The organism is Cellulomonas sp. KRMCY2, from assembly GCF_000526515.1.
Taxonomy (GTDB): Bacteria; Actinomycetota; Actinomycetes; order Actinomycetales; family Cellulomonadaceae; genus Actinotalea.
Map to the genome: position 1 here is coordinate 4,003,172 of NZ_JAGF01000001.1, position 24,390 is coordinate 4,027,561.

The 24,390-nt window shown below is 72.5% G+C and carries 21 protein-coding genes; 5 read left to right on the top strand and 16 right to left on the bottom strand.

Annotated features, from left to right (window positions below; genetic code table 11):
• Positions 1-31: 31 nt before the first annotated feature.
• Genes dop through K415_RS0118825 form a run of 4 tightly spaced genes read right to left on the bottom strand, consistent with a single transcriptional unit; the run spans position 32 to position 5,713 of the window.
• Positions 32-1,699: a depupylase/deamidase Dop gene (gene dop, locus K415_RS0118810; protein WP_024288575.1), complete on the bottom strand. Its 1,668-nt coding sequence runs from the start codon at positions 1,697-1,699 to the stop codon at positions 32-34.
• 22 nt (positions 1,700-1,721) lie between these two features.
• Positions 1,722-3,365 (bottom strand): proteasome ATPase, encoded by a 1,644-nt coding sequence (gene arc, locus K415_RS0118815; protein ID WP_024288576.1) that lies wholly within the window; start codon positions 3,363-3,365, stop codon positions 1,722-1,724.
• 48 nt (positions 3,366-3,413) lie between these two features.
• The gene (locus K415_RS0118820) at positions 3,414-4,553 is read right to left on the bottom strand and encodes a tRNA (adenine-N1)-methyltransferase (protein ID WP_024288577.1); all 1,140 of its coding nucleotides are present in this window, start codon (positions 4,551-4,553) and stop codon (positions 3,414-3,416) included.
• A gap of 11 nt (positions 4,554-4,564) precedes the next feature.
• Positions 4,565-5,713, bottom strand: a complete 1,149-nt coding sequence (locus K415_RS0118825; protein ID WP_024288578.1) for a site-2 protease family protein — start codon at positions 5,711-5,713, stop codon at positions 4,565-4,567.
• A gap of 47 nt (positions 5,714-5,760) precedes the next feature.
• Between K415_RS0118825 and K415_RS0118830 the strand changes: the two genes are divergently transcribed.
• Positions 5,761-6,666 (top strand): RecB family exonuclease, encoded by a 906-nt coding sequence (locus tag K415_RS0118830; protein ID WP_369795258.1) that lies wholly within the window; start codon positions 5,761-5,763, stop codon positions 6,664-6,666.
• Here K415_RS0118830 and K415_RS0118835 read toward each other — a convergent pair.
• Complete coding sequence (locus K415_RS0118835; RefSeq protein WP_024288580.1) at positions 6,638-7,489, bottom strand: HAD family phosphatase; 852 nt, start codon at positions 7,487-7,489, stop codon at positions 6,638-6,640. The genes K415_RS0118830 and K415_RS0118835 overlap by 29 nt on opposite strands.
• Before the next feature lie 78 nt (positions 7,490-7,567).
• Here K415_RS0118835 and K415_RS0118840 point away from each other — a divergent pair, with 78 nt between their 5' ends.
• Positions 7,568-8,431: a PAC2 family protein gene (locus K415_RS0118840; protein ID WP_024288581.1), complete on the top strand. Its 864-nt coding sequence runs from the start codon at positions 7,568-7,570 to the stop codon at positions 8,429-8,431.
• A gap of 28 nt (positions 8,432-8,459) precedes the next feature.
• Here the strand turns inward: K415_RS0118840 and mshC are convergent, their stop codons facing one another.
• The gene (gene mshC, locus K415_RS0118845; RefSeq protein WP_024288582.1) at positions 8,460-9,725 is read right to left on the bottom strand and encodes a cysteine--1-D-myo-inosityl 2-amino-2-deoxy-alpha-D-glucopyranoside ligase; all 1,266 of its coding nucleotides are present in this window, start codon (positions 9,723-9,725) and stop codon (positions 8,460-8,462) included.
• A 97-nt stretch (positions 9,726-9,822) separates the two neighbouring features.
• Here mshC and K415_RS0118850 point away from each other — a divergent pair, with 97 nt between their 5' ends.
• On the top strand, positions 9,823-10,785 hold the full coding sequence (locus tag K415_RS0118850; RefSeq protein WP_024288583.1) for a magnesium and cobalt transport protein CorA: 963 nt from the start codon (positions 9,823-9,825) through the stop codon (positions 10,783-10,785).
• A 24-nt stretch (positions 10,786-10,809) separates the two neighbouring features.
• Here K415_RS0118850 and K415_RS0118855 read toward each other — a convergent pair whose 3' ends face one another.
• The gene (locus K415_RS0118855; protein ID WP_024288584.1) at positions 10,810-11,706 is read right to left on the bottom strand and encodes an undecaprenyl-diphosphate phosphatase; all 897 of its coding nucleotides are present in this window, start codon (positions 11,704-11,706) and stop codon (positions 10,810-10,812) included.
• A 120-nt stretch (positions 11,707-11,826) separates the two neighbouring features.
• Between K415_RS0118855 and K415_RS0118860 the strand changes: the two genes are divergently transcribed.
• Positions 11,827-12,786 (top strand): aldo/keto reductase, encoded by a 960-nt coding sequence (locus K415_RS0118860; protein ID WP_024288585.1) that lies wholly within the window; start codon positions 11,827-11,829, stop codon positions 12,784-12,786.
• Between the two features lie 79 nt (positions 12,787-12,865).
• Here K415_RS0118860 and K415_RS0118865 read toward each other — a convergent pair whose 3' ends face one another.
• The gene (locus tag K415_RS0118865; RefSeq protein WP_024288586.1) at positions 12,866-13,177 is read right to left on the bottom strand and encodes a hypothetical protein; all 312 of its coding nucleotides are present in this window, start codon (positions 13,175-13,177) and stop codon (positions 12,866-12,868) included.
• 89 nt (positions 13,178-13,266) lie between these two features.
• On the opposite strand from K415_RS0118865, the gene K415_RS0118870 reads away from it, so the two are divergent.
• Positions 13,267-13,485 carry a DUF5703 family protein gene (locus K415_RS0118870; RefSeq protein WP_029664152.1) on the top strand — a complete coding sequence of 73 codons (219 nt, stop codon included), beginning with the start codon at positions 13,267-13,269 and terminating at the stop codon, positions 13,483-13,485.
• Between the two features lie 88 nt (positions 13,486-13,573).
• Here the strand turns inward: K415_RS0118870 and K415_RS0118875 are convergent, their stop codons facing one another.
• The 8 genes from K415_RS0118875 to K415_RS0118910 all read right to left on the bottom strand — a co-directional run bounded on the left by K415_RS0118875 (position 13,574) and on the right by K415_RS0118910 (position 24,355).
• A complete protein-coding gene (locus tag K415_RS0118875) occupies positions 13,574-14,956 on the bottom strand; it encodes a M20/M25/M40 family metallo-hydrolase (protein WP_024288588.1) in 1,383 nt (460 codons plus the stop codon).
• A gap of 61 nt (positions 14,957-15,017) precedes the next feature.
• A complete protein-coding gene (locus K415_RS0118880; protein WP_024288589.1) occupies positions 15,018-17,117 on the bottom strand; it encodes a M3 family metallopeptidase in 2,100 nt (699 codons plus the stop codon).
• On the bottom strand, positions 17,114-17,716 hold the full coding sequence (locus K415_RS0118885; RefSeq protein ID WP_024288590.1) for a GNAT family N-acetyltransferase: 603 nt from the start codon (positions 17,714-17,716) through the stop codon (positions 17,114-17,116). Before K415_RS0118885 ends, K415_RS0118880 begins: the two co-directional genes overlap by 4 nt.
• A 10-nt stretch (positions 17,717-17,726) precedes the next feature.
• Positions 17,727-19,025: a diguanylate cyclase gene (locus K415_RS0118890; RefSeq protein ID WP_024288591.1), complete on the bottom strand. Its 1,299-nt coding sequence runs from the start codon at positions 19,023-19,025 to the stop codon at positions 17,727-17,729.
• Entirely contained in the window at positions 19,022-20,131 is a 1,110-nt protein-coding gene (gene ald / locus K415_RS0118895) for an alanine dehydrogenase (protein WP_024288592.1), read from the bottom strand. The genes K415_RS0118890 and ald overlap by 4 nt, the downstream gene beginning before the upstream one ends.
• Before the next feature lie 174 nt (positions 20,132-20,305).
• Positions 20,306-21,694, bottom strand: a complete 1,389-nt coding sequence (locus K415_RS0118900) for an MBL fold metallo-hydrolase (protein ID WP_024288593.1) — start codon at positions 21,692-21,694, stop codon at positions 20,306-20,308.
• 58 nt (positions 21,695-21,752) lie between these two features.
• Positions 21,753-22,421 carry an alpha/beta fold hydrolase gene (locus tag K415_RS0118905; RefSeq protein ID WP_024288594.1) on the bottom strand — a complete coding sequence of 223 codons (669 nt, stop codon included), beginning with the start codon at positions 22,419-22,421 and terminating at the stop codon, positions 21,753-21,755.
• A 179-nt stretch (positions 22,422-22,600) separates the two neighbouring features.
• Positions 22,601-24,355, bottom strand: coding sequence for an alpha-glucosidase (locus K415_RS0118910; protein WP_024288595.1), 1,755 nt, complete (start codon positions 24,353-24,355; stop codon positions 22,601-22,603).
• Between the last annotated feature and the right edge of the window lie 35 nt (positions 24,356-24,390).

Consider the following 24,390-nt stretch of genomic DNA (forward strand, 5'->3'; position numbering starts at 1 on the left):
GCGGTGACGAGGGACCCGTGCCCGCCGACAGTCACCCGTGCGCGAGACGGGCCACGAGGGTCGCCGCATCAGGGCAGGAGTCGAGCAGCTCGCCGACGTGCTCCTTCGTGCCGCGCCACGGGTCCCGCAGCGGGATCCGACGCAGCGAGCTGAGCGTAGGGACGTCGAGCACGATCGAGTCCCAGCTCGCCGCACGCACCTGACCCGGGAACCGTCGCACGACAGTGCCGCGGAAGTACGCCCTGGTGTCAGTCGGTGGCTCGCCCACAGCCCGCTCGACCTCCTCGTCGGTGGTCAGACGCTCCACCGCACCTGCGGCCACGAGGCGGTGGTAGAGCCCGCGTTCGGGCCGGACGTCCGACCACTGGATGTCCATCGCGGCCAGGCGGGGGTTGTCCCACGCGAGCCGGTCGCGCGTACGCATGCCGTCGAGCAGGCGCAGCTTGGCGACCCACTCGACCTCGCGCGCACAGCCGGCCGGGTCGACCGCGAGCCGCTCGAGCACCGAGGACCAGCGGTCCAGCACGTCGGCGGTGGCCCCGTCCGGCCCGCCGCCGTCCGCACCCTGCGCGAGCGCGGCCCGGATCGCCAGCAGGTAGGCCCGCTGGATCTCGATCGCGGTGAGCCGGCGGCCGTCGGCGAGCTCGAGCCGTTCGGTCAGGGTCAGGTCCCGGCTGACCTGGTGCACGGCGCCCACCGGGTCGGCGAGGCGGAGGCCCGCGACCTCCGCGAGGACCTCCGGTCGACGCAGACCGGTCTCGATCAGCCACAGCACCAGCGACGTCGTGCCCACCCGGAGGTAGGTCGCGACCTCGAGCAGGGTCGCGTCACCGAGGATCAGGTGCAGCCGTCGCCACCGGGTGCGGTCGGCGTGCGGCTCGTCCCTCGTGTTGACGATCGGCCGGCGCAGCGTCGTCTCGAGCCCGACCTCGGCCTCGATGTAGTCGGCCCGCTGGGACAGCTGGTAGCCGACGCCCTGGCCGGTCTGACCGAGCCCCACGCGCCCGGCCCCGGTGAAGACCTGGCGGGTCACCAGGAACGGTGTCAGGGCCGCGACGAGGTCACCGAACGGGACGTCGCGGGTCACGAGGTAGTTCTCGTGCGTCCCGTAGGACGCCCCCTTGCCGTCCACGTTGTTCTTGTAGAGCACGACGTCGGGCATCGCGGGGTTGCCGATCAGCGAGCGCACCGCCCGGAGCATCACGAGCTCACCCGCCTTGTCCCACAGCACGGCGTCGAGCGGGTTGGTGACCTCAGGTGAGGAGTACTCGGGATGCGCGTGGTCGACGTACAGGCGGGCGCCGTTGGTCAGGATCGTCGTCGCGGCGCCGGGATCGTCGTACTCGTCGATGACCGGACGGTCCATGACAGCGGTCTCCAGGCGGCGCTGGCGGTCGGGGTCGACGTCCGACGCGCCGACCGGGGTCGACGGCGGTCCGGGCGGCGCGGCCGTCGTCGGGTCGTCCGTGAGCAACGAGGGGTGCGCCGACGCGCGCTGCAGCCGGAAGCCGCGGGCGTCGGCCAGCGGGTCCTCGTCGGCGTAGTCCCAGCGTGCCCGGTAACCCGGAACGTCCGGCGAGGTCGCGACGGCGTAGGCCGCGACGACATGGCTCGACAGCAGCATCGGGTTGGCCTGCGGGCGGCCCGGCTGGACGATGCCGTACTCGGTCTCGATCCCCATCACCCGGCGCACGCTCACCCGGCCAGGCTATCGCCGGAGCTCAGAGGTACTGACCGGTCGGCGTGACGGTCTCGATCGTGCGGCCGCTCTCCTTGCCGCTCTTGCCCTGCACGATCGTCCGGATGAACACGATCCGCTCACCCTTCTTGCCGGAGATGCGCGCCCAGTCGTCCGGGTTCGTGGTGTTGGGCAGGTCCTCGTTCTCCTTGAACTCGTCGACGCACGCCGTGAGCAGGTGCTCGACCCGGATGCCCCGCTGACCGGTGGCGAGGAACGCCTTGATCGCGGACTTCTTCGCACGGTCGACGATGTTCTGGATCATCGCGCCGGAGCTGAAGTCCTTGAAGTACAGGACCTCCTTGTCACCGGACGCGTACGTGACCTCGAGGAACTCGTTCTCCGACGACTCGGCGTACATCCGCTCCACGACGGACTGGATCATCGCCTCGACCGTCGCGAGCGCCTCGTCGCCGTGCTCAGCGAGGTCCTCGGCGTGCAGCGGGAGCCCAGCGGTCAGGTACTTGGCGAAGATCTCGCGCGCCGCCTCGGCATCCGGCCGCTCGATCTTGATCTTCACGTCGAGGCGCCCGGGGCGCAGGATCGCCGGGTCGATCATGTCCTCGCGGTTGGACGCACCGATCACGATGACGTTGTCGAGCCGCTCGACGCCGTCGATCTCCGAGAGCAGCTGCGGCACGATCGTGGTCTCGACGTCGCTCGAGATGCCGGTGCCGCGGGTCCGGAACAGCGACTCCATCTCGTCGAAGAACACGACGACGGGGGTGCCCTGGGACGCCTTCTCCCGGGCCCGGGCGAAGATCAGCCGGATGTGCCGCTCGGTCTCCCCCACGTACTTGTTGAGCAGCTCGGGGCCCTTGACGTTGAGGAAGTAGCTCTTGCCCGCCACACCGTCCGCGCCCATGCCCCTGGTCTCGGCGAGCGATCGCGCGACAGCCTTCGCGATGAGCGTCTTGCCGCAGCCGGGCGGACCGTAGAGCAGGACACCCTTGGGCGGTCGCAGGCCGTGCTCACGGTAGAGCTCGGGGTGCAGGAAGGGGAGCTCGACGGCGTCCCGGATCTGCTCGATCTGCGGACCGAGGCCACCGATGTCGGAGTAGTCGATGTCGGGGACCTCCTCGAGCACCAGCTCCTCGACCTCCGACCGCGGGATCCGCTCGAAGACGAAGCCGGTACGGGACTCGACGGTGAGCGCGTCCCCGACCCGCACCGTCGCGTCCAGCAGAGGCCCGGCCAGACGCACCACCCGCTCCTCGTCGGCGCGGCCGACGACCAGGGCGCGATCCGCGCCGAGCAGCTCCTTGACGGTGACGATCTCGCCGACCGCCTCGTAGTGACCTGCCTCGACGACGGTCAGCGACTCGTTGAGACGGACCTCCTGACCGGGGCGCAGGGCGGCGACGTCGACGCTCGGCGACGCCTGGACCTGCATCTTCCGGCCGGACGCGAAGATCTCGACCGAGCCGTCGGGCCGCGCGGTCAGGAAGGTCGCGAAGGTCGCGGGGGGCTTGCCGAGGTCCTCGAGCTGCTGCTGAAGCTCGACGATCCGGTCGCGTGCCAGGCGCAGAGCTTCCGCGAGCCGCTCGTTCTTGGCGGCGAGCGCGGCAGCCTGTCGGGCTGCGTCACCCGCCTGCCGCGCGAGCTCGTGCTCCGGTGTCTGGGTCATCGTGCCTCCCGGTGCATCGCTGGGACACCTACGACACTAGGCGCATGGTCAGGCCGGCGCTGGGCCGTCCACGGAGTGTCCGTCGGCGATCGACGAGCGTGCGGCGGTCCCGGCCGGTGCGTCCGGCGCACCCGGAACGCCGGTGGGCGGGCCGGCCTCGTCGGGCGCCGCACCGAGGTCCCGCCGCACGCGACGGACCTTCTTGTCCGAGACGGCGCGCTCGCCGAGGTCCTCGGGCGTCCAGGCCCCCTCATCGACCGGGTACCCCTTCGACGGTCGACGGCGCCGTACGGGCGCGGCGATGCCGGTCGCCATCCGGCGCGTGGTCAGCAGGAAGCCGGTGTGACCGACCATGCGGTGCTCGGGGCGTACGGCAAGGCCCTCGAGGTGCCAGCCTCGCACCAGGGACTCCCACGCCTGCGGCTCGGTGAAGCGGCCGTCGTCGCGCACGTCCTCGGCGAGCCTGGAGAGCTGTGTGGTGGTCGCGACGTAGACGATGAGCACCCCACCCGGGCTCAACGCCTCGGCGACGGCCTCGAGGTTCTCCCACGGGGCGAGCATGTCCAGGACGACCCGGTCGACGCTGCCGGCCGGCGCGACGACCGGCAGCACGTCGCTCAGATCCCCGACGCTCAGCGTCCAGGCCGGGTGCGGACCGCCGAAGAAGCCCTCGACGTTGGCTCGGGCGATCGCCGCGAAGTCCTCGCGGCGCTCGATGGAGTGCACCGAGCCGGCGTCGCCCACCGCGCGCAGCAGCGACATGGTCAGCGCGCCGGAGCCGACCCCTGCCTCGACCACCCGCGCACCGGGGTAGATGTCCGCCATGGCGACGATCTGCCCGGCGTCCTTCGGGTAGACGACGGCCGCCCCACGCGGCATCGACAGCACGTAGTCCGCAAGCAGGGGCCGCACGGCGAGGAACTCGATGCCGCCCGTGTTGGTGACGACGGAGCCCTCTGGTGCGCCGATCAGGTCGTCGTGCCGGAAGTAGCCCTTGTGCGTGTGGAAGGTCGCACCGGTTGCGAGCGTGATCGTGTGCAGGCGCCCTCGCGGATCGGTCAGCTGGACCCGGTCACCGACCTGCAGCGGGCCGCGTCGGAGCGCCGCACCGGTCGGTCCGGGGTCCTGCTCGGTGGCTGCCGGGAGCGCTGCCGTCGGGACGTCGGGGTCGCGCGGGGCACTGGTCACGACTGTCGAGTCTAGGTGGCGCTCGCCTGCCGGGGTGCCGTGCGGATCGCGGCGATCACATCCTGCGTGCGCAGCAGACCGACGACCTCCTGGTCGCGGCCCAGGACGACGATGACGGGTGACGTCCGCGCGAGCACCGCCACGACCCGGACGGCCGCGCTGCCGGTCAGGCTCCTGTCCACGACGGCGCCCGGCTCGAGCGGGACGGCAACGGCGGTCAGCGGGGTCTGCGCGCGGTGCCCGAACGGCACGTCGAGGACCGCTCGCCGGTCGACGTAGGCCACCGCGCGCCCGTCCCGACCGAGCAGCACGACCTCGTGCCCCTCGTCGCCGAAGGCTGCGAGGTCGGCGAGGGTGTCGGTCGCCGGGATCGCGACCGCCGGCCTCATCAGGGTCCGCACCGACAGGCCCTCGACCGCGCGATCCGCCTGACCGGCCCGGATCGCCTCGGTCGCGCCGCTCCAGAGGAACGCACCGACGACAGCAGCCCACACGATCATGTAGAGATCAGGCCGCGCGCCCCCGAGCAGCGGCCACCCGACCGCCACGACGACGACCCCGAAGGCCATCAGGCGGCCCAGCCAACCCGCCGCCAGCGTGCCCGACGACCGGCGACCGGTCAGCGACCAGACGACCGCCTCCAGGACGCGGCCGCCGTCGAGCGGCAGACCGGGCAGGAGGTTGAGCAGGCCGACGAAGCCGTTGGTTGCCGCGACCGACGCCAGCAGCAGGCTGACCAGTGAGCTGCCGGCGACCGCATGCCACGCCGCGAAGGCCACGCCGCCGATGGCGAGGTTCACCAGCGGCCCGGCCACCGCGATCACCGCGCTGGTCCGCGGGGACAGCTCGGCCGATCCCAGGTGCGTGTGGCCGCCGAGGATGGTCACCGAGATCTCCTGCACCGCGACGCCACGGCTCCGGGCTGCGAGCGCATGGGCGAGCTCGTGCAGGAAGGTCGAGGCAAAGAGCAGGAGCACGGCTGCCCCGGCCACGACGTAGGCCGCCGACGCCCCGGTCGTGGCGCGGATCGACGGGGCGATCAGGAGAACGATCACGACGGCCGACACGGCCCAGCCCCGGGAGACCACGACCGGGGCGCCGACCGCACGCCCGATCACCCACCCGTTCGGGTGGGGCGCCCCGGTTCCCGTCGCTGCCACGCGCCAACCCTACGGTCGGTGTCGGCAGCACGCCGTACTCTGCAGACGTGCCGAACGACCCCGTGCTGACCACCGAACCCGTCCTGCCGGACGAGGTGGCGCTCGCCGTCGCCGATCCGGATGCCTCCCGCCGCGGTCCCGGCCTGTCCCCGTCGCGCGCGAACGACTTCCTGCAGTGCCCGCTGCTGTTCCGGTTCCGCGTGGTCGACCGCCTCCCCGAGCCGTCGAGCGTCGCGGCCGTCCGCGGGACGCTCGTGCACGCCGTGCTCGAGCGGCTCTTCGACGCCCCGGCCGCCGACCGCACGATCGAGGCCGCAACAGCCCTGCTCGCGCCGGCCTGGCAGGCCATGGTCGCCGACCGGCCCGAGTGCGCCGACGTCCTGCCCGCGCCGACGGACGTGACCAGCTTCTTCGCCGACGCCGCAGCCCTGCTGCGGACGTACTTCACGCTCGAGGACCCGACGCGCCTCGAACCGGCGGACCGCGAGATGCACGTGTCCACCGAGCTCGAGGACGGGCTCCTGCTGCGCGGGATCGTCGACCGGCTGGACGTCGCACCGGACGGCGCGCTCCGCGTCGTCGACTACAAGACCGGCAAGTCCCCCCGGCAGGGCTACGAGAGCAGTGCGCTGTTCCAGATGCGCTTCTACGCCGTCGTGCTGGCCCGGCTGCGAGGACGCGTGCCGGCGATGCTGCAGCTCGTCTACCTGGGCGACGGCACCGTGCTGCGGCACGTTCCCGATGCGAACGAGATAGCCACGACCGAGAAGCGGATCCGCGCGATCTGGTCCGGCATCCGCGACACCGCCGAGAGCGGGGACTGGCGCCCCCGGACGAGCCCGCTGTGCGGCTGGTGCGCCCACAAGGCGCTGTGCCCGGCATTCGGCGGCACACCGCCCGAGGTCAGCCCCGAGGCCGTGGAGGTCAGCCTCGGGGTCCGCCCGCTGCACTGACTGTCGCGTCGGCACCGGCGGTCGCGTCGAGAAGGTCGAGCACCTCGCCGGAGGCGATCCGGCGGAGCTCGCCGAGCCCGATGTCCACGAGCGACGAGACGCGGCTCAGACCGGGCCGGCGCTCGACCGGCACGATGTGCTGGACCCCCAGGGTGCGGGCTCCCGACGCGAGCGCCGACGCCAGCCCCGGCGGCGAGTCCTCGATCGCGACGCACCGACGGATGTCGACACCGAGCAGCTCGGCGGCGCGCAGGTACGGCTCCGGATGCGGCTTGGGGTGGGTGATCTCGTCTCCGGTCACCACGGCGTCGAACGCCTCCGGCGGCCCCTGATACAGGACGGCCTGGGCGAAACGCCGGTAGGACATGGTCACCAGTGCGCACGGGACCGCTGCCTCGCGCAGCGCAGCGAGGAGCTCGAGGGCTCCTGGTTGCCAGTCCAGGCGCCGCCCGACGGCGGCGATCACGCCGTCGACCAGGCGGACGCCGATGGCCTCGATCGGCAGGTCGACGCCGTGATCCTGCAGGATCTGTGCCGCTGCCGGCAGCGGGAGCCCGATCATCCGTTCGGCGTCCTGTGCGGTCCACCGACCGCCGAACTCCTCGACGAGACCTCGCTCGGCACCCATCCAGCTCGGCTCGGTGTCGACCAGCGTGCCGTCCATGTCCCACAGCACGGCGTCGGGCAGCCGGCCCGACGCGACCGGGGCCCGGGGCGCGGACGGCGGGTCGGACGGCGCATCCGAGGGCGTCTCAGACGTCGCGGCAGAGCCGTGCGCAGCGCCGGCGGGCTCACCGACAGAGGGTTCAGCGGCGTGGGGCACCCGCCAAGTCTAGGTCGACCACACCCGCACGCCCGGCGCCTACGAGGCCACCGACGGTCCTGCGCCTACGCTGGACCCATGACCGACGCTCTGTCCGGCACCGGTCCGCTGCGCGGACCCGTCCTGCTCGCGGCCTTCGAGGGCTGGAACGACGCCGGCTCGGCCGCGACCCAGGCCCTGGTCCACCTGCACGAGGTGTGGGGGGCCGAGCAGGTCGATGAGCTCGACCCCGAGGAGTACCACGACTTCCAGGTCAACCGGCCCATGGTCGGTCCGGGCAAGGACGGCCGTCGTGAGATCACCTGGCCCACGACGTCGGTCGCCCTCGCCGGCCGGCCGAGCACCGGTGAGCACGTGGTGCTCGTGCACGGGATCGAGCCCTCGATGCGCTGGCGCCGGTACAGCTCAGAGCTCCTGGACATCGCCGAACGCCTCGGCGTCACGACTGTCGTGACCCTCGGTGCGCTCCTGGCCGACGTGCCGCACACGCGCCCCATCCCGGTGACCGCGACCTCGGACGACCCGAGCCTGCAGGCCACGCTCGGGCTGGACGCCAACACCTACGAGGGCCCGACCGGCATCGTCGGGGTGCTCCAGGCCGAGGCGCAGCGCCGAGGCATGAGCGCCCTGTCGATCTGGAGCGCGGTACCGCACTACGTCGCACACCCGCCGTCGCCCAAGGCGACGCTCGCGCTCCTGGTCCGGATCGAGGAGCTGCTCGGTGAGGCGGTGCCGCTGGGCGAGCTGCCCGAGGACTCCGAGGCGTGGCAGCACGGCGTCGACGAGCTGGCCGCCGAGGACGCCGAGATCGCCGAGTACGTCGCCCAGCTCGAAGAGGCGAAGGACACCGCGGAGCTCCCCGAGGCCACCGGCGAGGCGATCGCGCGCGAGTTCGAGCGCTACCTGCGACGCCGCGACACGGGTCCGGGCGCAGCCACCTGACCTCGCCCGCGGAGGCGATGCCCAGACCTCAGAGGCGGATGCCCAGCAGCGCGTCGAGCGCACGGGCGACGATCCCCGGGGCGCCCTGCACGTCGCCGCCGACGCTCAGCGAGGCGTCCGCCCAGGTGTCCATGGCACGCACCGCGGCCGGAGCGTCGAGGTCCTGGGCGAGCGCTGCACGCACTGCTGCGACGGTGCTCTCGGGGTCGGGACCGCCGTTCCCGGAGACCGCGGCACGCCACCTGGCCAGACGCGCCTGCGCGGTGGCGAGCACCTCGTCGCCCCAGTCCCAGTCGTCGCGGTAGTGGTGCGCGAGCACCGCGAGCCGGATCGCCATCGGGTCGACGCCCTGGTCACGCAGGGTCGAGACGAGCACGAGGTTGCCCACCGACTTGCTCATCTTCTCGCCGCGGAGACCGACCATGCCGGTGTGCATGTGGGCGCGGGCGCCGGCGCCCGCGCCGCCCAGCGCTCTCGCGTGGGCCGTGCTCATCTCGTGGTGCGGGAAGCACAGGTCGCGACCGCCGCCCTGCAGGTCGAACTCCGCGCCGAGCGCCTGCTGTGCGATCACGGTGCACTCGATGTGCCACCCCGGCCGCCCGGTGCCGAGCGTGCCACCGTCCCAGGCCGGCTCACCGGGACGCTCCCGGCGCCACAGCGCCGGATCGAGAGGGTCCCGCTTGCCGGCGCGGTCGGGGTCCCCGCCGCGCTCGGCGAACAGGGCGACGGTCTGGTCGTGGTCGAGGCCCGCGACCGAGCCGAGGTGCGGGTCGATCGAGATGTCGGCATAGACGTCGCCGACCTCCGGGGTGGATCCACCGGCCCCGGGCTCGAGCGGGACCCGGTACGCGAGACCGCGGTCGAGCAGACCCGCGACGGCGTCGGCTACTCCGGGGATCGTCTCGACGGCGCCGAGGTACACGTGCGGGGGCAGGACGGCGAGCGTCGTCATGTCCTGGGCGAACAGCGCGGTCTGCTCGGTCGCCAGCTTCTCCCAGTCGAGTCCCCGCTGCGCTGCACGCTCGAGCAGCGGGTCGTCGACGTCGGTCACGTTGGACGCGTAGCGCACCTCGAGGCCCGCGTCGATCCAGGCACGGTGCAGCAGGTCGAAGGCGATGTAGGTGGCCGCGTGGCCCAGGTGCGTCGCGTCGTACGGCGTGATCCCGCACACGTAGAGGGTCGCGATCGGCCCGGCCGCCGACGGCACGAGCGAACCGGTCGTGGAGTCCCGGACCAGGACCTCCTGTCCACGACCAGGGATCTTCGGGACATGCGGGGCAGGCCAGGTACGCACCTGCGCAGCCTATCGGCGCGCGGTGCACCGGCACGCCGTCCCGCGTGGTGGGCCTGATCGTGCGCCGCCGCGGTCACGCTTGGGCCACACTGCTGACGTGGAACAGCTGAGCGGTGCGACGACGTGGCTGCACTCCCCCGCCGGCTGGCGGGAGGCCCCGCCCGGTGCGCGCCAGGCCGGCGAGGTCATCTGGGTGCGCGCGACCGACCGGGCGGACTTCGCCGAGCTCGCTCCGCAGCTCGGCCTGCCCGTCGACGTGGTGCGCGACGCCGGGACGCACGGTCCCAGCGGACGGCACCACCGGCCGCACGTCGAGCACCTCGAGGGCGGGGTCTTCCTGACCGCGCCGACGATCATCTTCCGCGACTCGACCACCGACGTGCTCACCGGCGAGGTGACCTGCCTGGTGCTCGACGGCGTCGTCCTGACCGCCGAGACCGGAACAGCCGGGATCCTCGACCTGGTCGCCGAGCGGCTGACCGAGCCGACGACCACCGACCGACTGTCCGCCGGGGTGCTCTCCGCCCTGCTCTCCGCACTGGTGATGACGGCCTCCGACGTCGAGCTCGCTCTCGGCGAGGAGGTGGAGGAGCTCGAGAAGGCAGTCTTCTCACCGGGCCACACGACGCCCGTCGAGCGGATCTACGCCCTCAAGCGCGAGATCGCCGAGGCCCGCCGAGCCCTCGTGCCGCTCGGCACGGAGCTTCCCGAGCTGGTCTCGGACCCCGACGACCATGCGTCGGCCGACGCCTGGGTCCGCCGCCTGTCGACCGCCGTCGACCGGCTCGACGGTCGGCTCGACGCCCATGACGACCTGTTGGCGGACATGCTCTCCGCACACCTCGCGCTGGTCTCCGTGCGCCAGAACGACGACGTGCGCAGGATCTCCGCGTGGGCGGCGATCCTCGCCGCCCCGACCCTGATCGCCAGCGTCTACGGCATGAACTTCCAGAACATGCCGGAGCTCGGCTGGCCGTGGGCCTACCCGCTCGTGGTCGGTCTGATGGCAGCGATGTGCGTGGCCCTGCACCGGCTGTTCACCCGCTCCGGCTGGCTCTGACCGCCCGACGCCGGATGACAGACGTCAGGTGGCCGCGCCGGCCGCCACGCCGTCGACGGCACCCATCGGCTCGAGGACCCCGACGACCAGCAGCAGCACGACGACGACAGCCAGCGCGATCCGGTAGACCACGAACGGCTGGTAGCTGTACGTGGAGACGATCTTCAGGAAGACGATGATCACCAGGTAGCCGACGACGAAGGCGATCACGGTCGCGAGGACTGTCACGCCGAGGCTCGGCGTCCCGGGCTCACCGAAGTCGCCGACGCTGGTCACCAGCTGCTGCAGGCCGGAGCCCAGCACCGCCGGGATCGCGAGCAGGAACGAGTACCGTGCCGCCGCCTCGCGGGTGTAGCCCATGAGCAGGCCCGCGGTGATCGTCCCGCCCGACCTGGACACGCCGGGGATCAGGGCGAGCGCCTGCGCGAAGCCGAACAGGACGGCGTGCCGCAGGTCGAGCTCGGCGAGCGTCCTGCGCTTGGCGCCGACGCGGTCGGCCCAGCCGAGGACCAGCGCGAAGGACGCCAGGGTCAGGACGATCAGGTACAGGTTGCGGAACGGCCCCTTGATCGAGTCCTCGAACAGCAGCCCGAGGACGACGATCGGCACCGAGCCGAGGGCGATCCACCAGCCCATCCGGGCATCCGGGTCGGCCGAACCCATCCGCGCACGCCAGTCGGGTCCGTCCAGGCCCCGGACGGCACGCCACCACGCGACGCAGATCCGGGCGATGTCGCGCCGGAAGTAGAGCAGGACGGCGCTCTCGGTCCCGATCTGCGTGATGGCCGTGAACGCCGCGCCGGGGTCCACCCCGGAGGACAACAGCTCGCCGACGATCCGCAGGTGCGCGCTCGACGAGATCGGGAGGAACTCGGTGAGCCCCTGGACAAGACCGAGGACGGCCGCTTCCCACCATGTCATGACGCGCAACGCTACCGGTCACATTGCCGGTTGCCTGCCGCTTGCCTGCCGCTTGCCGGCGGATCACGTGCCGATCGCGTGCCGGTCGCGGGCCGGTCCTGTGCCGTAGCCTGCACAGCCATGGAGGAACGACAGCTCGGCGGGACAGGACTGCGCGTCTCGGCACTGGGGCTCGGCACGCTCACGTGGAGCCGGGACACCGATGAGCACGAGGCGGCCGAGCAGCTGCACGACTTCGTCGACGCCGGCGGGACGCTCCTGGACACCGCCGCCTCGTACGCGGACGGTGCCGCGGAGGAGCTGGTCGGCTCGCTGCTCGGCCCGGTGGTCGCGCGCGACGACGTCGTGCTGTGCACCAAGGGTGGGGTGCGCCGGACGCGGGACGGCGGAGTCGTCGACGCCTCACGCGGCGCACTGCTGAGCTCGCTCGACGAGTCGCTGCGCCGGCTGCGAACCGATCACGTCGACATCTGGCTGGTCCAGTCCCCCGACCCGCGCACGCCCCTCGAGGAGACCGTCGGAGCGCTGCGGCACGCGCTCGACTCCGGCCGGACGCGCTACGTCGGCCTGTCGAACCACCCGGGGTGGCAGACCGCCCGCGCGGCGTCGCTGCTCGGACCGGACCACCGCCTCGCGGCCGTCGAGGTCGAGTACTCGCTGCTCCAGCGCGGGATCGAGCGCGAGGTCGTCCCGGCGGCGGCCGACCTCGGGATCGGCCTGCTGGCTTGGTCGCCGCTCGGACGTGGCGTGCTGACCGGCAAGTACCGGCGCACGGTCCCGGCGGACTCCAGGGCGGCGTCCGCGCACCTGGCAGGGTTCGTCGAGCCGTACCTGGGCAAGGAGGCCGCCGGGATCGTCGAGGCGCTCGCGACGGCCGCGGAGGGCCTGGGCTGCAGTCCGCTCGAGCTGGCCCTGGCCTGGGTTCTGGGACGACCGCAGGTCAGCTCTGCGATCGTCGGCGCCCGGACGGCTCACCAGCTGCGCGCGGCCCTCGAGGTCGACATCCTGCTGCCCGCCGCTATCGAGGAGGCGCTCGACGAGGTCAGCGCCCCGGCCTTCGGGTACCCCGAGCGACGCTGAGCGGGCGGGCCTGGTTCCTGCGGGGGGTCGGTTCGCGTCGGGGGCTCAGTTCGCGCGGGGCTCAGTTCCCGCCGGGCGCTCAGTTCCCGCCGATGTCGAGCTCGGTGCCGTCGAGCAGGTCGTCCTCCATGTCGTCGAGATCGTCCTCATCGACGTCGTCCTCATCGGAGTCGTCGTCGTCATCCGTCTCGTCGTCGGCGAGGTAGAACGGGAGCGTCTCGCCGTACACGCGGACCAGGGCGTCGTCGTACGCCTCGAAGGCGTCAGCGAGCACGTCGTACGCGTCGTCGACGGCCGGGTCCTCGTCGCCGCGCCGTGAGCTGACGGCGTGGAAGTGCGCCTCGAGAGCGGCAAGAAGTCGGTCGAGCGCGGCACGCGGATCATCGGTCATGCCCCGACGGTAGCGCCACGGCGTGCACAATGGCACTCGATCGATCTGACCCGGGCACGGAGGTAGGGACATTGGGCGAGAGCGCGACGATGCGGCAGGTCCGCGACGGCTGGCGAACGCAGGGCGGGCAGTACGAGTACCGCGTCCTGACGATCGGGCACACCACGAGCCGCAGCGACGCCCGGCGCCTGCTGACCGAGGAGGCCGAGTACGGCCGGTGGGAGCTGGCCAGGAGCCGGCTCTACGCCGGCGGCGAGCGCAAGGTCTGGCTTCGCCGCAAGATCATCCGCGTCCGCAGCACCCTCTAGACCACACCTGGACCACCGTTCCCCCGCGGCCCTCAGCCCTGCGAGCTGCCGGGTGGGGTCACCCGTCCGACACGCCCGACCGGGTGGGTCAGCAGGTCGCGAGAAGGCGGTCGAGGACGCGGACACCGAACTTCAGGGACTCCACCGGCACGCGTTCGTCGACGCCGTGGAACATCGCGGAGAAGTCGAGCGAGGTGGGCAGCTGCAGCGGGGCGAACCCGTAGCCGGTGATCCCGAGCCGCGAGAGCGACTTGTTGTCGGTGCCGCCGGACAGCGTGTACGGCAGGACGGTCGCCCCTGGGTCCTCCGCCTGCAGGGAGGCGACCATGGCGTCGACCAGCCGGCCCGCGAAGGGCACCTCGAGCGCGACGTCGCGATGGATCTCCTCGACCCGCACGTGCTCGCCGGCCAGCGCGGCGATCGTGGCCCGGGCGGCGGCCTCGTGACCCGGCAGGAAGCGCGTGTCGATCACTGCCTGCGCGCTGCCGGGGATCACGTTGGCCTTGTAGCCGGCGTCGAGCTGGGTCGGGTTGGCGGTGTTGCGCGTCGTCGCGCCGACGAACCGGGCGGCCGGGCCGAGGGCGTCGACAAGTCGATCCACACCGTCCGGGTCCTGCGGGTCGAAGGGCAGGCCGGTGAGGTCCGCGACGCCCTGCAGCAGCGCGTGGACTGTCGGGGTCAGCTGGAGCGGCCAGGGGTGGTTGCCGATCCGGGCCACGGCGGCCGCGAGCATCGTCACCGCGTTGTCCGGGTTGACCTGGGAGCCGTGCCCGGCGCGCCCGTCGGCCACCAGGCGCAGCCAGCCGATGCCCTTCTCGGCGGTCTGCAGCAGGTAGGCCCGGTGCGGGGCGCCGCCCGGCACCCCGATCTCCACCGAGAACCCGCCGACCTCGCTGATCGCCTCGGTGGCGCCCTCGAACAGGTCCGGCCGCCGGTCGACCGCGTACCGCGCGCCGTAGACGCCGCCCGCCTCCTCGTCGGCGAACAGCGCGACGACGACGTCCCGCGCGGGCCGCCGGCCCTCACGAGCCATCTGACGCACGACCGCCAGGATCATCGCGTCCATGTCCTTCATGTCCACGGCCCCGCGGCCCCACAGCAGGCCGTCGCGCTCCTCACCCCCGAACGGGTCGACGCTCCAGTCGGCCGCGGCGGCGGGGACCACGTCGGTGTGTCCGTGCAGGACGAGCGCACCACGCGTGGGGTCGGTGCCGGGCAGCCGCACGACGACGTTCGCACGCCCCGGCGCCGACTCGAAGAGCTCCGGGGCGAGGCCGACCTCGGTCAGCGAGGCCATCACGTACTCGGCTGCCGCGCGCTCACCGGGACCGGAGCCGTCGCCGTAGTTCGAGCTGTCGATCCGCAGGAGGTCCTGGCAGATCGGGCCGACCTCGTCCTGCGCGCTGGGGAGCGCGCCGCCGAGGCGGGGCGAGGGGGTCGACGAACCGGGCTCACCGGTGGTGGCGGACATGCGTGTCACCGTACCTGTCGCGTCGGGCCGGACGGTGGGTACCCGCGTCGGCCCCGACCGCTCATCCGGCGAGCCCCCTGCGGGCCAGCAGCGGGCCGATCTCCGGGTCGCGGCCCCGCAGGTCCCGGAACGCGTCCATGACGTCCATCGAGCCCCCACGGGCGAGCAGCCTGCTCCGGAACGTCTCGCCGTTCTCCCTGGTCAGGCCGCCGTTCTCGGCGAACCAGCCCACGGTGTCCGCGTCGAGCACCTCCGACCAGATGTAGGAGTAGTACGCCGCCGAGTAGCCGCCGCCGAAGGCATGGTTGAAGTAGGTGGTCCGGTAGCGCGGCGGGACAGCGTCCAGCCGCACCCCGGCCGCCTCCAGCGCTGCGGCCTCGAACGCCTCGACCTGGTCGACGTCGTCGGGCACCTGTCCCGGTGCGAGCCGGTGCCAGGCCTGGTCGAGCAGGGCAGCGGCGAGGTACTCGGTCGTCGCGAAGCCCTCGTTGTACTGGCGCGAGGCGATCATGGTCTCGACCCAGGCGGCCGGCATCGGCTCACCGGTGAGGTGGTGCACCGCGTACCGCTGGAGGATCGCCGGGGCCCAGGCCCACATCTCGTTGACCTGCGACGGGTACTCGACGAAGTCCCGTGGCACCTCGGTACCGGACTGCGACGGCAGCCGCACGTCGGAGAGCAGCCCGTGCAGCGCGTGGCCGAACTCGTGGAACAGGGTCACGACCTCGTCCCAGCTGAGCAGGGTCGGCTCGCCGGCCGGGGGCTTGGGGATGTTCAGGTTGTTCGTGACGACGGGCCGCTCGCCCAGCAGGTGGCTCTGGTCCACGAGGTTGTTCATCCACGCACCACCGCGCTTGGACTCGCGCGTGTACCAGTCGGCCAGGAACAGCCCGAGCTCGCTGCCGTCGGCGTCGCGGACCTCGAAGACCCGTACCTCCGGGTGGTAGCCGATCAGGTCGGGGCGCTCGGTGAACGTGATCCCGTACAGCTGGTTCGCCGCGGCGAACACGCCCTCGTGCACGACGCGCTCGAGCTCGAGGTAGGGACGCAGCACGGCGTCGTCGAGGGCGTAGCGCTCCTGGCGGACCCGCTCCGCGTAGAACGGCCAGTCCCAGGCCTCGAGCCGGGCACCCGGCACGTCGGCCTGCAGGGCGCGTTCGAGGTCCGCCGCCTCCCGACGAGCGTTGGCCGCAGCGGCTGGGGCGAGACGCGCGAGCATGCCGGCGACCGCTGCCGTGGTCTTCGCGGTGGCGTCCTCGGCGACGTAGGCGGCGTGGTGCTCGTAGCCCAGGAGCTCGGCCCGGCGGGCGCGGAGCCGGGCGAGGTCCAGGACGAGCCGGCGGGTGTCGTGCGGCCCACCCCGACCGCCCCGCGCCACGGAGGCCTCATGGACGCGCCGTCGGACGTCCCGGCGGGTCAGCGACGCGAGGACCGGCTGCTGGCTGGACAGGGTGAGCTCGATCAGGTGACCGGCGTCGTGGCCACGGTCGGCCGCGGCCTGCCGGGCCGCCGCGATCGCGTCGGCCGGCAGGCCGTCCAGCTCGGCGACGTCCTCGATCAGCAGCGCCGAGGCGTTGGTGTCGGCGAGCAGCTCGCGACCGAACGTGGTCTCGAGGGTCGTGATGCGGGCGTTGATCTCGCGCAGCTCCGCCTGGACCTCGTCGGGGGCGACCACGCCGGCCCGCAGGACGTCACGGCGCAGCGTGTGCAGCAGCCAGGCCGCGTCGGGCGCCGGCGTGACCTCGCCCGCCCCGACGCGGGCCTGCAGGGCCTCGAGACGGTCGAACAGCCGGCGGTCGAGGTAGATCGCGTCGTGGTGCTCGGACAGGCGCGGCGCGAGCTGTTCCTCGAGCTCGTCGAGGGCCGGGGTGCTGTCGGCACTCGTGCGGTTGAAGAAGACCGCCGCGACACGGTGCAGCGTGCGGCCGGCCCGCTCGATCGCGAGCAGGGTGTCGTCCTCGTCCGGCGGCCGGCTGCTCGCCAGGATCAGCTCGATCTCCGCCCGCTCGATCGCCATCCCCGCCTCGAACGCCGGCAGGTAGTGCTCGTCACGGATCGCGGCGAAGTCGGGCAGCCCGTAGGGCAGCGCCGAGGCGACCGCGAACGGGTTGCCGGGGTCGAGCCGCTCGGTGGCGGACGTGGCACGGGCTTCGCTCGTCATCGGGCCATCCTCTCAGGGGCGTCGTGGGGCCACTCCTCGGTGGGCTGCCGGGAGTCGCCGCGCAGGATCGAGCCCACCCACGCGTCGCGGCGGGTGCCGCGCTGCACCCCGTCCAGACGCCGGGTGCCCTCGAACCGGAAGCCGGTCCGCCAGACGACCCGACGCGACGGCCAGTTGCCGACGAAGGCCATCCAGGAGACCCGCACGAGGTCCGGTCCCGCCGGGTCGAAGGCGTGGTCGAGCACGCGCCGCACCGCCCGCACGGCCACGCCCCGGCCGCGGGCCCACGGCGCCACCCAGTAGCCGAGCTCTGCCGATCCGCAGGTCAGGGAGTCCAGCCCGATCATGCCGAGCAGCCCCGCCTCGCTGCGCGACCCGTCCGGGTCGCGCACGGCCCAGGTCAGCCCGCTGCCCGAGGCCCAGCCGGGCCCGACGACGTGCAGCAGGAAGCCGTCCGCGTCGGCGGCGGTGTAGGGGCTCGGCACCGTCGTCCACGCCTGGATGTCCGGGTCCTGGCAGGCGCGCGTGATGGCCCCGACGTCGGCCACGGTCGGCACGCTCAGCAGCAGTCCGTCGGTGCGCAGCTCGGTGGGCTCCATCCGCGCCACCCTAGGCGGTGACGGTGCGCGCGCGCCCGCTCCCTTTTGCCCGGTACATCGCCTCGTCCGCCCGCGCGAGGATCGTCCCGGGGCGGTCGCCGTCGTGATGCTCGGTGACACCGGCGCTGAAGGTCAGCGAGACAGCCGGCTCGGCGAACTGCGTCTCACGGCACACGACGTGGAGCCGATCGAGCGCGGCGGCGGCCTCGGTGGCCGTCGTCTCCGGCATCAGGACGACGAACTCCTCACCGCCGCTGCGGCCCACCTGGTCGGGGGCCCGGACGAATCGCGCGAGCAGCTGGGCGAACCCGGCCAGGGTGGCATCGCCGACCGGGTGCCCGTGCGCGTCGTTGACGGCCTTGAAGTGATCGAGGTCGATGACCGCGACCGAGAGCGGTCGCCCGTACCGCGCAGCCGTGCGGGTCGCGCGGTCCATCGCCTCCATGATCCCTCGGTGGTTCAGCACCCCGGTCAGCGAGTCGTGGAAGGCCATCTCGGCGAGCGCCTCGTTCGCCCTGGCGAGGTCGGACTCCAGGGTCTTCCGATCGGTGATGTCCACCGCGAAGGTGACGTTCCGGATCCGACCGTCGGAACCGAGCACACGGCACGCGTCGGCGAGGATCGTCCGGGCGACCCCGTCCTTGCCGACGACCGTCCACTCGCCGCGGATCTCGGAGCCGCGACCGGTGAACTGGTCGTGCAGGGCGGCCGGCTGTTCCCGTCCCTCGGGCGGGACCACGAGGGTGAACGACCGACCGAGCAGCTCCTCCGCGGGAAAGCCGTAGAGGCGCTCGTAGGCGGGGTTGACGAGCTCGACGATACCGTCCTGGGTCGTCATGCAGATGCCCACAGGTGTGGCGTCGACGATCGCCTGAGCCTGGCCCACCGAGGAGAGGCTCAGCCCGCCCGGGGTGTGGCTCGACGAGACGTCGACGAAGCTCGTCACGAGCCGCACGACGCCGCCGTCGTCGTCGTGCACCGGCAGGACCCCGACGCGCAACCACACGAGCTCGTCCCCGACGCGGTGGCCCACGACCTGGCCGGTGACCTCCTGGCCGTCGCGGAGGGCCAGCACGTCCGGTCGCTCGTCGTCGGGCAGCACCTGTCCTTCGGGGTCCAGCAGCTCCCACGCGGCAGGTGAGAGGTCCTGACCGACCAGCGGGCCGCGCGCCAGGAGGCGCTGGGCCGTCGGGTTCGCATACTCGACGCGGCCGTCCGGCGCCTGGTCGACGACACCGACACCGATGCCGTCCAGGACGCGGCCGTACGCACTGACGCCCGCGGCGGCCGGCCCCCACGGGGGGCTCATCGCAGGACCGACGCCGACGGGGTCGCGGCCATGCCGTGGGCGTCGGCGACGCCCTGGTGCAGCAGAGCACCGTCGTGGGTCGCCAGGCCCGCCGCCAGGGCGCGATCAGCGGCTGCGGCACCGCGCCAGCCCCGGCTCGCCACGGCGAGCAGGTACGGCAGGGTCACGGCCGTCAGGGCGTGCGTCGCGGTGACCGGCACCGCGCCGGGCATGTTCGCCACGCAGTAGAACACCGAACCGTGCACCAGGTACGTCGGCTCGGCATGCGTCGTCGCCCGGGTGCCCTCGAAGCAGCCGCCCTGGTCCACCGCGATGTCGACGAGGACCGAGCCCTGGCGCATCCGTCGCACCATGTCGTCGGTGACGACCTTGGGCGCGCGATTGCCGGGCACGAGCACGGCACCGATCACGAGGTCGGCACCCAGGACCGCCTGCTCGACCGCGTAGGCGCTCGAGGCGATCGTGCGGACCCGGCCGCCGTAGGCCGCGTCGAGCTCGCGCAGCCGGGACAGGCTGACGTCGAGGATCGTGACCTCGGCGCGCAACCCCACGGCGATGTCGGCCGCGTGCCGACCGGCCACGCCGCCGCCGATGACGACGACCGAGGCCGGCTCGACCCCCGGCACACCTCCGGGCAGCAGGCCGCGGCCGCCCTGACTGCGCATCAGGTGGTACGCGCCGACCTGCGTGGCCAGACGTCCGGCGACCTCGCTCATCGGTGCGAGCAGCGGCAGCGAGCCGTCCGCCAGCTGCACCATCTCGTAGGCGATCGCCGTCGTCCCGGCTGCGAGCAGCGCGTCGGTGCACGGCCTGCTGGCTGCCAGGTGCAGGTAGGTGAACAGGACCTGGTCCCGGCGCAGCAGCGGGTACTCCTGCGGCATCGGCTCCTTGACCTTGCAGACCAGGTCGGCGGACCACGCGTGTGCGACGTCGACCGTGTGCGCGCCGGCGGCGACGTAGGCGTCGTCGGCGATCCCCGAGCCCTCGCCTGCCCCGGCCTGGACCAGCACCTCGTGACCCGCTGCGACCAGCGCATGGACACCGGCCGGCGTCAGCGCGACCCGGTACTCGTGGTTCTTGACCTCGGTGGGTACACCGACCTTCATCTCCGCCTCCGCATCGCCGACCGCATCGCCGACCCAGTGAGAATCGCACGTCGGAGCGTGGCGCGACAGACCCTTTCGATTGCCAGATGCACGAGGATCTGCGGATTCCTAGGGATCTAGGCCGCAAATGTGCGGACATCGTAGTAGTCGGATCCTCCGGCAGGGCGCTGCCGCTCAGCCGATCCGGACGCGCTCGGCGAGGCGCGGCACGACTGTCGCGAGGTCGAGCTCACGGCGGATCCGCTCCGCCAGAGCACGCGATGCGCGCTCCTCGCCGTGCGTGACGTAGACGGTCTCGGGTGGCTCGGGCATCTCGGCCAGCCAGGCCAGGAGACCGTCGGCGTCGGCGTGCACGGAGAACTCCTCGTCCGAGACGATCTCGGCGCGCACCGGGACGTACCGACCGTGGATCTTGAGCTCGGTCGCGCTGTCGAGCAGGGCACGACCGCGCGTCCCCACCGCCTGGTATCCGGTCAGCACGACGGTGTTGTCCCGGTCCGGGAGCATGTGCCGCAGGTGATGGACGACCCGCCCACCCGAGGCCATCCCCGACGCCGAGATGATGATGCACGGCCTGCGGGGGCTGTTGAGCTCCATCGACTCCTCCGGTGTCCGCGCCGCACGCAGGGTCGGGATGTCGACGAGGTCCGGCGAGACGTCCGGTCGCAGCTCCTCGCGCAGGCCCGGGCGTCGGTAGACCTCGAGGGCGGCGAGCGCCATCGGGCTGTCGACGTACACCGGTACCAGCGGGACCTGCCCGTCCCGGATGAGGTGCGACAGCGTGTTGAGCACGAGCTCGGTACGGTCCACCGCGAACGCAGGGATCAGCACCGAGCCACCACGGCGGATGGTGCGACGGATGGCGTCGGCGAGCGCCGCATGGGGCGGGCCCTGCGGAACCGGGTGTGCCCGGTCGCCGTAGGTCGACTCGATCACCACGGTGCGCGCCACGGGTGGCGACGAGCGGGGACGCAGGATCGGATGGGTCACGCGGCCGAGGTCGCCGGAGAAGAGCACCCGATCGCCGCCGGCGTCGACCAGGACGCTGGCGGAGCCGAGCACGTGGCCCGCACGCCGCATGGTGACCCGCACCGCGCCGCCGAGGTCGGTCGCCTGGTCGAACGCAGCCGTGCGGAACTGCGCGATAGCACGCTCGGCATCGGCAGCCGTGTAGAGCGGCAGCGGCGGGTCGTGCCGCGACCAGCCCCCGGCACGGGCGAGCTCCGCGTCCCGCTCGTTGAGGTGGGCGCTGTCCCGCAGGACGATCTCGGTGAGCCCCCTGGTGCCCTCGGTCATCCACACCGGCCCGGCGAAGCCGTCCCGGACGAGTGCCGGCAGGTAGCCGCAGTGGTCGAGGTGGCAGTGCGTCAGCACCACGTCGTCGATCCCCGCCGGCGGGACGGGGAACGGCTCCCAGTTGAGCCGGCGCCACTCGCGCTCACCCTGGTACAGCCCGCAGTCGACCAGGACCCGGCGTCCGCCGTGCTCCACGAGGTACTTGCTCCCGGTGACCGTACCGGTGGCACCGAGGAAGGTGAGCGTGGTCGGACCGTCGTGGCTCATGTGATCAGCGTCCCGCTCCCGGTCGCGCGTGACCAGGGGTGCGGGTTCGGACCTCAGGTCAGCGGGCGAGGCCGGCGGTCGCCGTGAGCGGGCCTGCGACGGCCTTCGCCGCGGCGCGCAGCTCACGGGTCACGGTGAGCAGGATCCTGTTGAAGCTCTCCGGAGCGTGGCTGTTCACGTCGTGCCCGGCACCCGGGACGACGGTGAGCTGGACGCCCGGTCCGGTGGCGAGGCATCGGCGTTCGTCGAACCGCAGGATGTCCCGCTCGCCGTTGACCAGCCACACCGGGATCAGCACGCGGCGCAGGTCGGCCAGCACCGAGTAGCCCTTCATCGCCGCGAGCATGTCCGTCACGACGTGCCACGTGCTGCCCGTGGGGCCGAACATCTGCGACGCCCGCATGGTCAGCGCTCGGTAGGCGCCCAGCGGCTTGCCGCGCAGCTCGGTCGAGCAGCCGGACAGGACGACGCCGGCAAGCTTGTGCTGGTTCCGTGCGGCGTAGGCCAGCGACGAGTAGCCGCCGAGGGACAGGCCGACCAGCAGCGGCGGTGTCGCGAAGCGCTCGACGGCTTCGTCGATGGCCTCGAGGGCGCCGGCGAGGGTGAACCGCTCCCCCAGTCGGGTGCCGTGGCCGGGCAGGTCCAGCGCGAGCGTCTGGTGACCCGATCGGGTCATGACCGCGACCTGGTGGTCCCAGATCGCGGAGGAGGTCCTGGTTCCGTGCACGAAGATGACGGGAATGATGGGCGAAGCCTTCCGGGCGATCGCACGCGTGCGCGGATTCGTGGCTGAGAGGTTGATCAGCTCGCTTGCGCGACACCGCGCACTACGAGGCGCAGATCCGTATCATACGCGCCGCCTCCTGGGAACACCCTGTGACGTCAACCACGTGCCGTCGGTCGGCGTCAACGTCCGACGCGCCGGCGGAGCACCCGGGCCTCCCACGGGCCCAGCGGTCGGAGGGCTCCGGCAGCGTCCGGCGCCGCCCGAGGTCCGGCCGCCGGCGGCGGTCCGTAGTTCGCCAGCGCGACCTCGGCGTCGTCCCACCGGGTCCGGTCCGGGAGGTCGGGCACCACGACGGCGTCCCCGGAGAGGTTCGCGATCGCCAGCACCTCGGTGTCCTCGAGCGTGCGCAGCACCACGTAGAGACGGGTGTCCTGCGGCAGGAGCATCGTGAAGGCACCGATGGCCACGGCCGGCTCGGTGTGCCGCAGCGCGATGAGCCGGCGGTAGTACTCGAAGACCGATCCCGGCACGCCCACCTGCGCCGCGGCGTTGATCCGGGTGTGGTTCGGGTTGACCGCGAGCCACGGAGTCCCGGCGGTGAACCCGGCGTTGGGCGTGCCGTCCCACTGGACCGGCGTGCGGGCGTTGTCACGACCCAGCAGGCGCAGGCCGGCGAGGACCTCCTGCGGATCGACCCCCTGCTCGACAGTCGCCTCCCGGAAGAGCCCGATCGCCTCGACGTCCCGGAAGTCCCCGATCCCGCCGAACGGGAAGTTCGTCATCCCGAGCTCCTCGCCCTGGTAGACGTACGGCGTGCCCCGGTGCAGGTGCAGGACCGTGGCGAGCGCTGTCGCGGACTCGTAGCGGAACCGCGCGTCGTCGCCGTACCGCGAGACCAGCCGGGCCTGGTCGTGGTTGTTCAGAGAGAGGCTGTTCCAGCCGGTCTCGGCCAGACCGCTCTGCCACCGCCCGAACGACGCCTTGAGGTCCCTCAGGTCCAGCGGGCGGTGGACCCACCGCTCGCGGCCACGGTCCAGCTCGGCGTGCTCGAACTGGAAGATCATGTCGAGCTCCCGGCGGGCCGGATCGGTGAGCAGCACGGCGTCGGCGACGCTCACCCCGGGCGTCTCGCCGACCGCGAGGCAGACCTGCGGTCTGCCGGCGAAGACGTGCTCGTGCATCTCGCGCAGGTAGCCGTGCAGGCGAGGGCCGTTGACGTAGAACGGGCTGCCGTCGCCGAGCCGGCCGCCGGGCGGCACCTGGCCGTCCGGGAGGTCCGGGGCCTTGTCGATGACGTTGATGACGTCCATCCGGAACCCGTCGACGCCCCGGTCGAGCCACCAGGTCATCATCGTGTGCACGGCGGAGCGCACGGCGGGGTTCGCCCAGTTGAGGTCGGGCTGTCCGGGCGTGAACAGGTGCAGGTAGTTCTCACCCGTCGACGGGTCGAAGGTCCAGGCCGGACCGCCGAACGCCGAGCCCCAGTTGTTCGGCTCGGCGCCCGGTGCGCCACCGACGGTCCCCGGGCGTGCTGGTCGCCAGATGTACCAGTCCCGCCGGCGGGAGTCCGCCGCGGAGCGTGAGTCGACGAACCATGCGTGCTCGTCGGACGTGTGGTTGACGACGAGGTCCATGATCAGCCGTATCCCGCGCGCATGGACCTCGGCGATCAGCTCGTCGAGGTCCGCGAGCGTGCCGAACACCGGGTCGACGTCCTGGTAGTCCGACACGTCGTAGCCGTTGTCGGCCTGCGGCGACGGGTACACCGGCGAGAGCCACACGACGTCGACCCCGAGCGCGACCAGGTGGTCGAGACGGCCGATGACGCCGCGCAGGTCACCGATGCCGTCGCCGTCGGAGTCGGCGAACGAACGCGGGTAGATCTGATAGACCACCGCGTCCGTCCACCACGGCCGATCCTCCGTCAGGAGCATCGCCGCGACCCCGTCATGACCGCGACCCCGTCATG

What these genes read in the sequence shown, in the direction of transcription:
- arc (WP_024288576.1), bottom strand. Translation starts at nt 3,365, where the DNA reads ATGACCCAGACACCGGAGCACGAGCTCGCGCGGCAGGCGGGTGACGCA.
- K415_RS0118840 (WP_024288581.1), top strand. Translation starts at nt 7,568, where the DNA reads ATGACCGACGCTCTGTCCGGCACCGGTCCGCTGCGCGGACCCGTCCTG.
- K415_RS0118855 (WP_024288584.1), bottom strand. Translation starts at nt 11,706, where the DNA reads ATGACATGGTGGGAAGCGGCCGTCCTCGGTCTTGTCCAGGGGCTCACC.
- K415_RS0118860 (WP_024288585.1), top strand. Translation starts at nt 11,827, where the DNA reads ATGGAGGAACGACAGCTCGGCGGGACAGGACTGCGCGTCTCGGCACTG.
- K415_RS0118865 (WP_024288586.1), bottom strand. Translation starts at nt 13,177, where the DNA reads ATGACCGATGATCCGCGTGCCGCGCTCGACCGACTTCTTGCCGCTCTC.
- K415_RS0118870 (WP_029664152.1), top strand. Translation starts at nt 13,267, where the DNA reads ATGCGGCAGGTCCGCGACGGCTGGCGAACGCAGGGCGGGCAGTACGAG.
- K415_RS0118875 (WP_024288588.1), bottom strand. Translation starts at nt 14,956, where the DNA reads ATGTCCGCCACCACCGGTGAGCCCGGTTCGTCGACCCCCTCGCCCCGC.
- K415_RS0118880 (WP_024288589.1), bottom strand. Translation starts at nt 17,117, where the DNA reads ATGACGAGCGAAGCCCGTGCCACGTCCGCCACCGAGCGGCTCGACCCC.
- K415_RS0118885 (WP_024288590.1), bottom strand. Translation starts at nt 17,716, where the DNA reads ATGGAGCCCACCGAGCTGCGCACCGACGGACTGCTGCTGAGCGTGCCG.
- K415_RS0118890 (WP_024288591.1), bottom strand. Translation starts at nt 19,025, where the DNA reads ATGAGCCCCCCGTGGGGGCCGGCCGCCGCGGGCGTCAGTGCGTACGGC.
- ald (WP_024288592.1), bottom strand. Translation starts at nt 20,131, where the DNA reads ATGAAGGTCGGTGTACCCACCGAGGTCAAGAACCACGAGTACCGGGTC.
- K415_RS0118900 (WP_024288593.1), bottom strand. Translation starts at nt 21,694, where the DNA reads ATGAGCCACGACGGTCCGACCACGCTCACCTTCCTCGGTGCCACCGGT.
- K415_RS0118910 (WP_024288595.1), bottom strand. Translation starts at nt 24,355, where the DNA reads ATGCTCCTGACGGAGGATCGGCCGTGGTGGACGGACGCGGTGGTCTAT.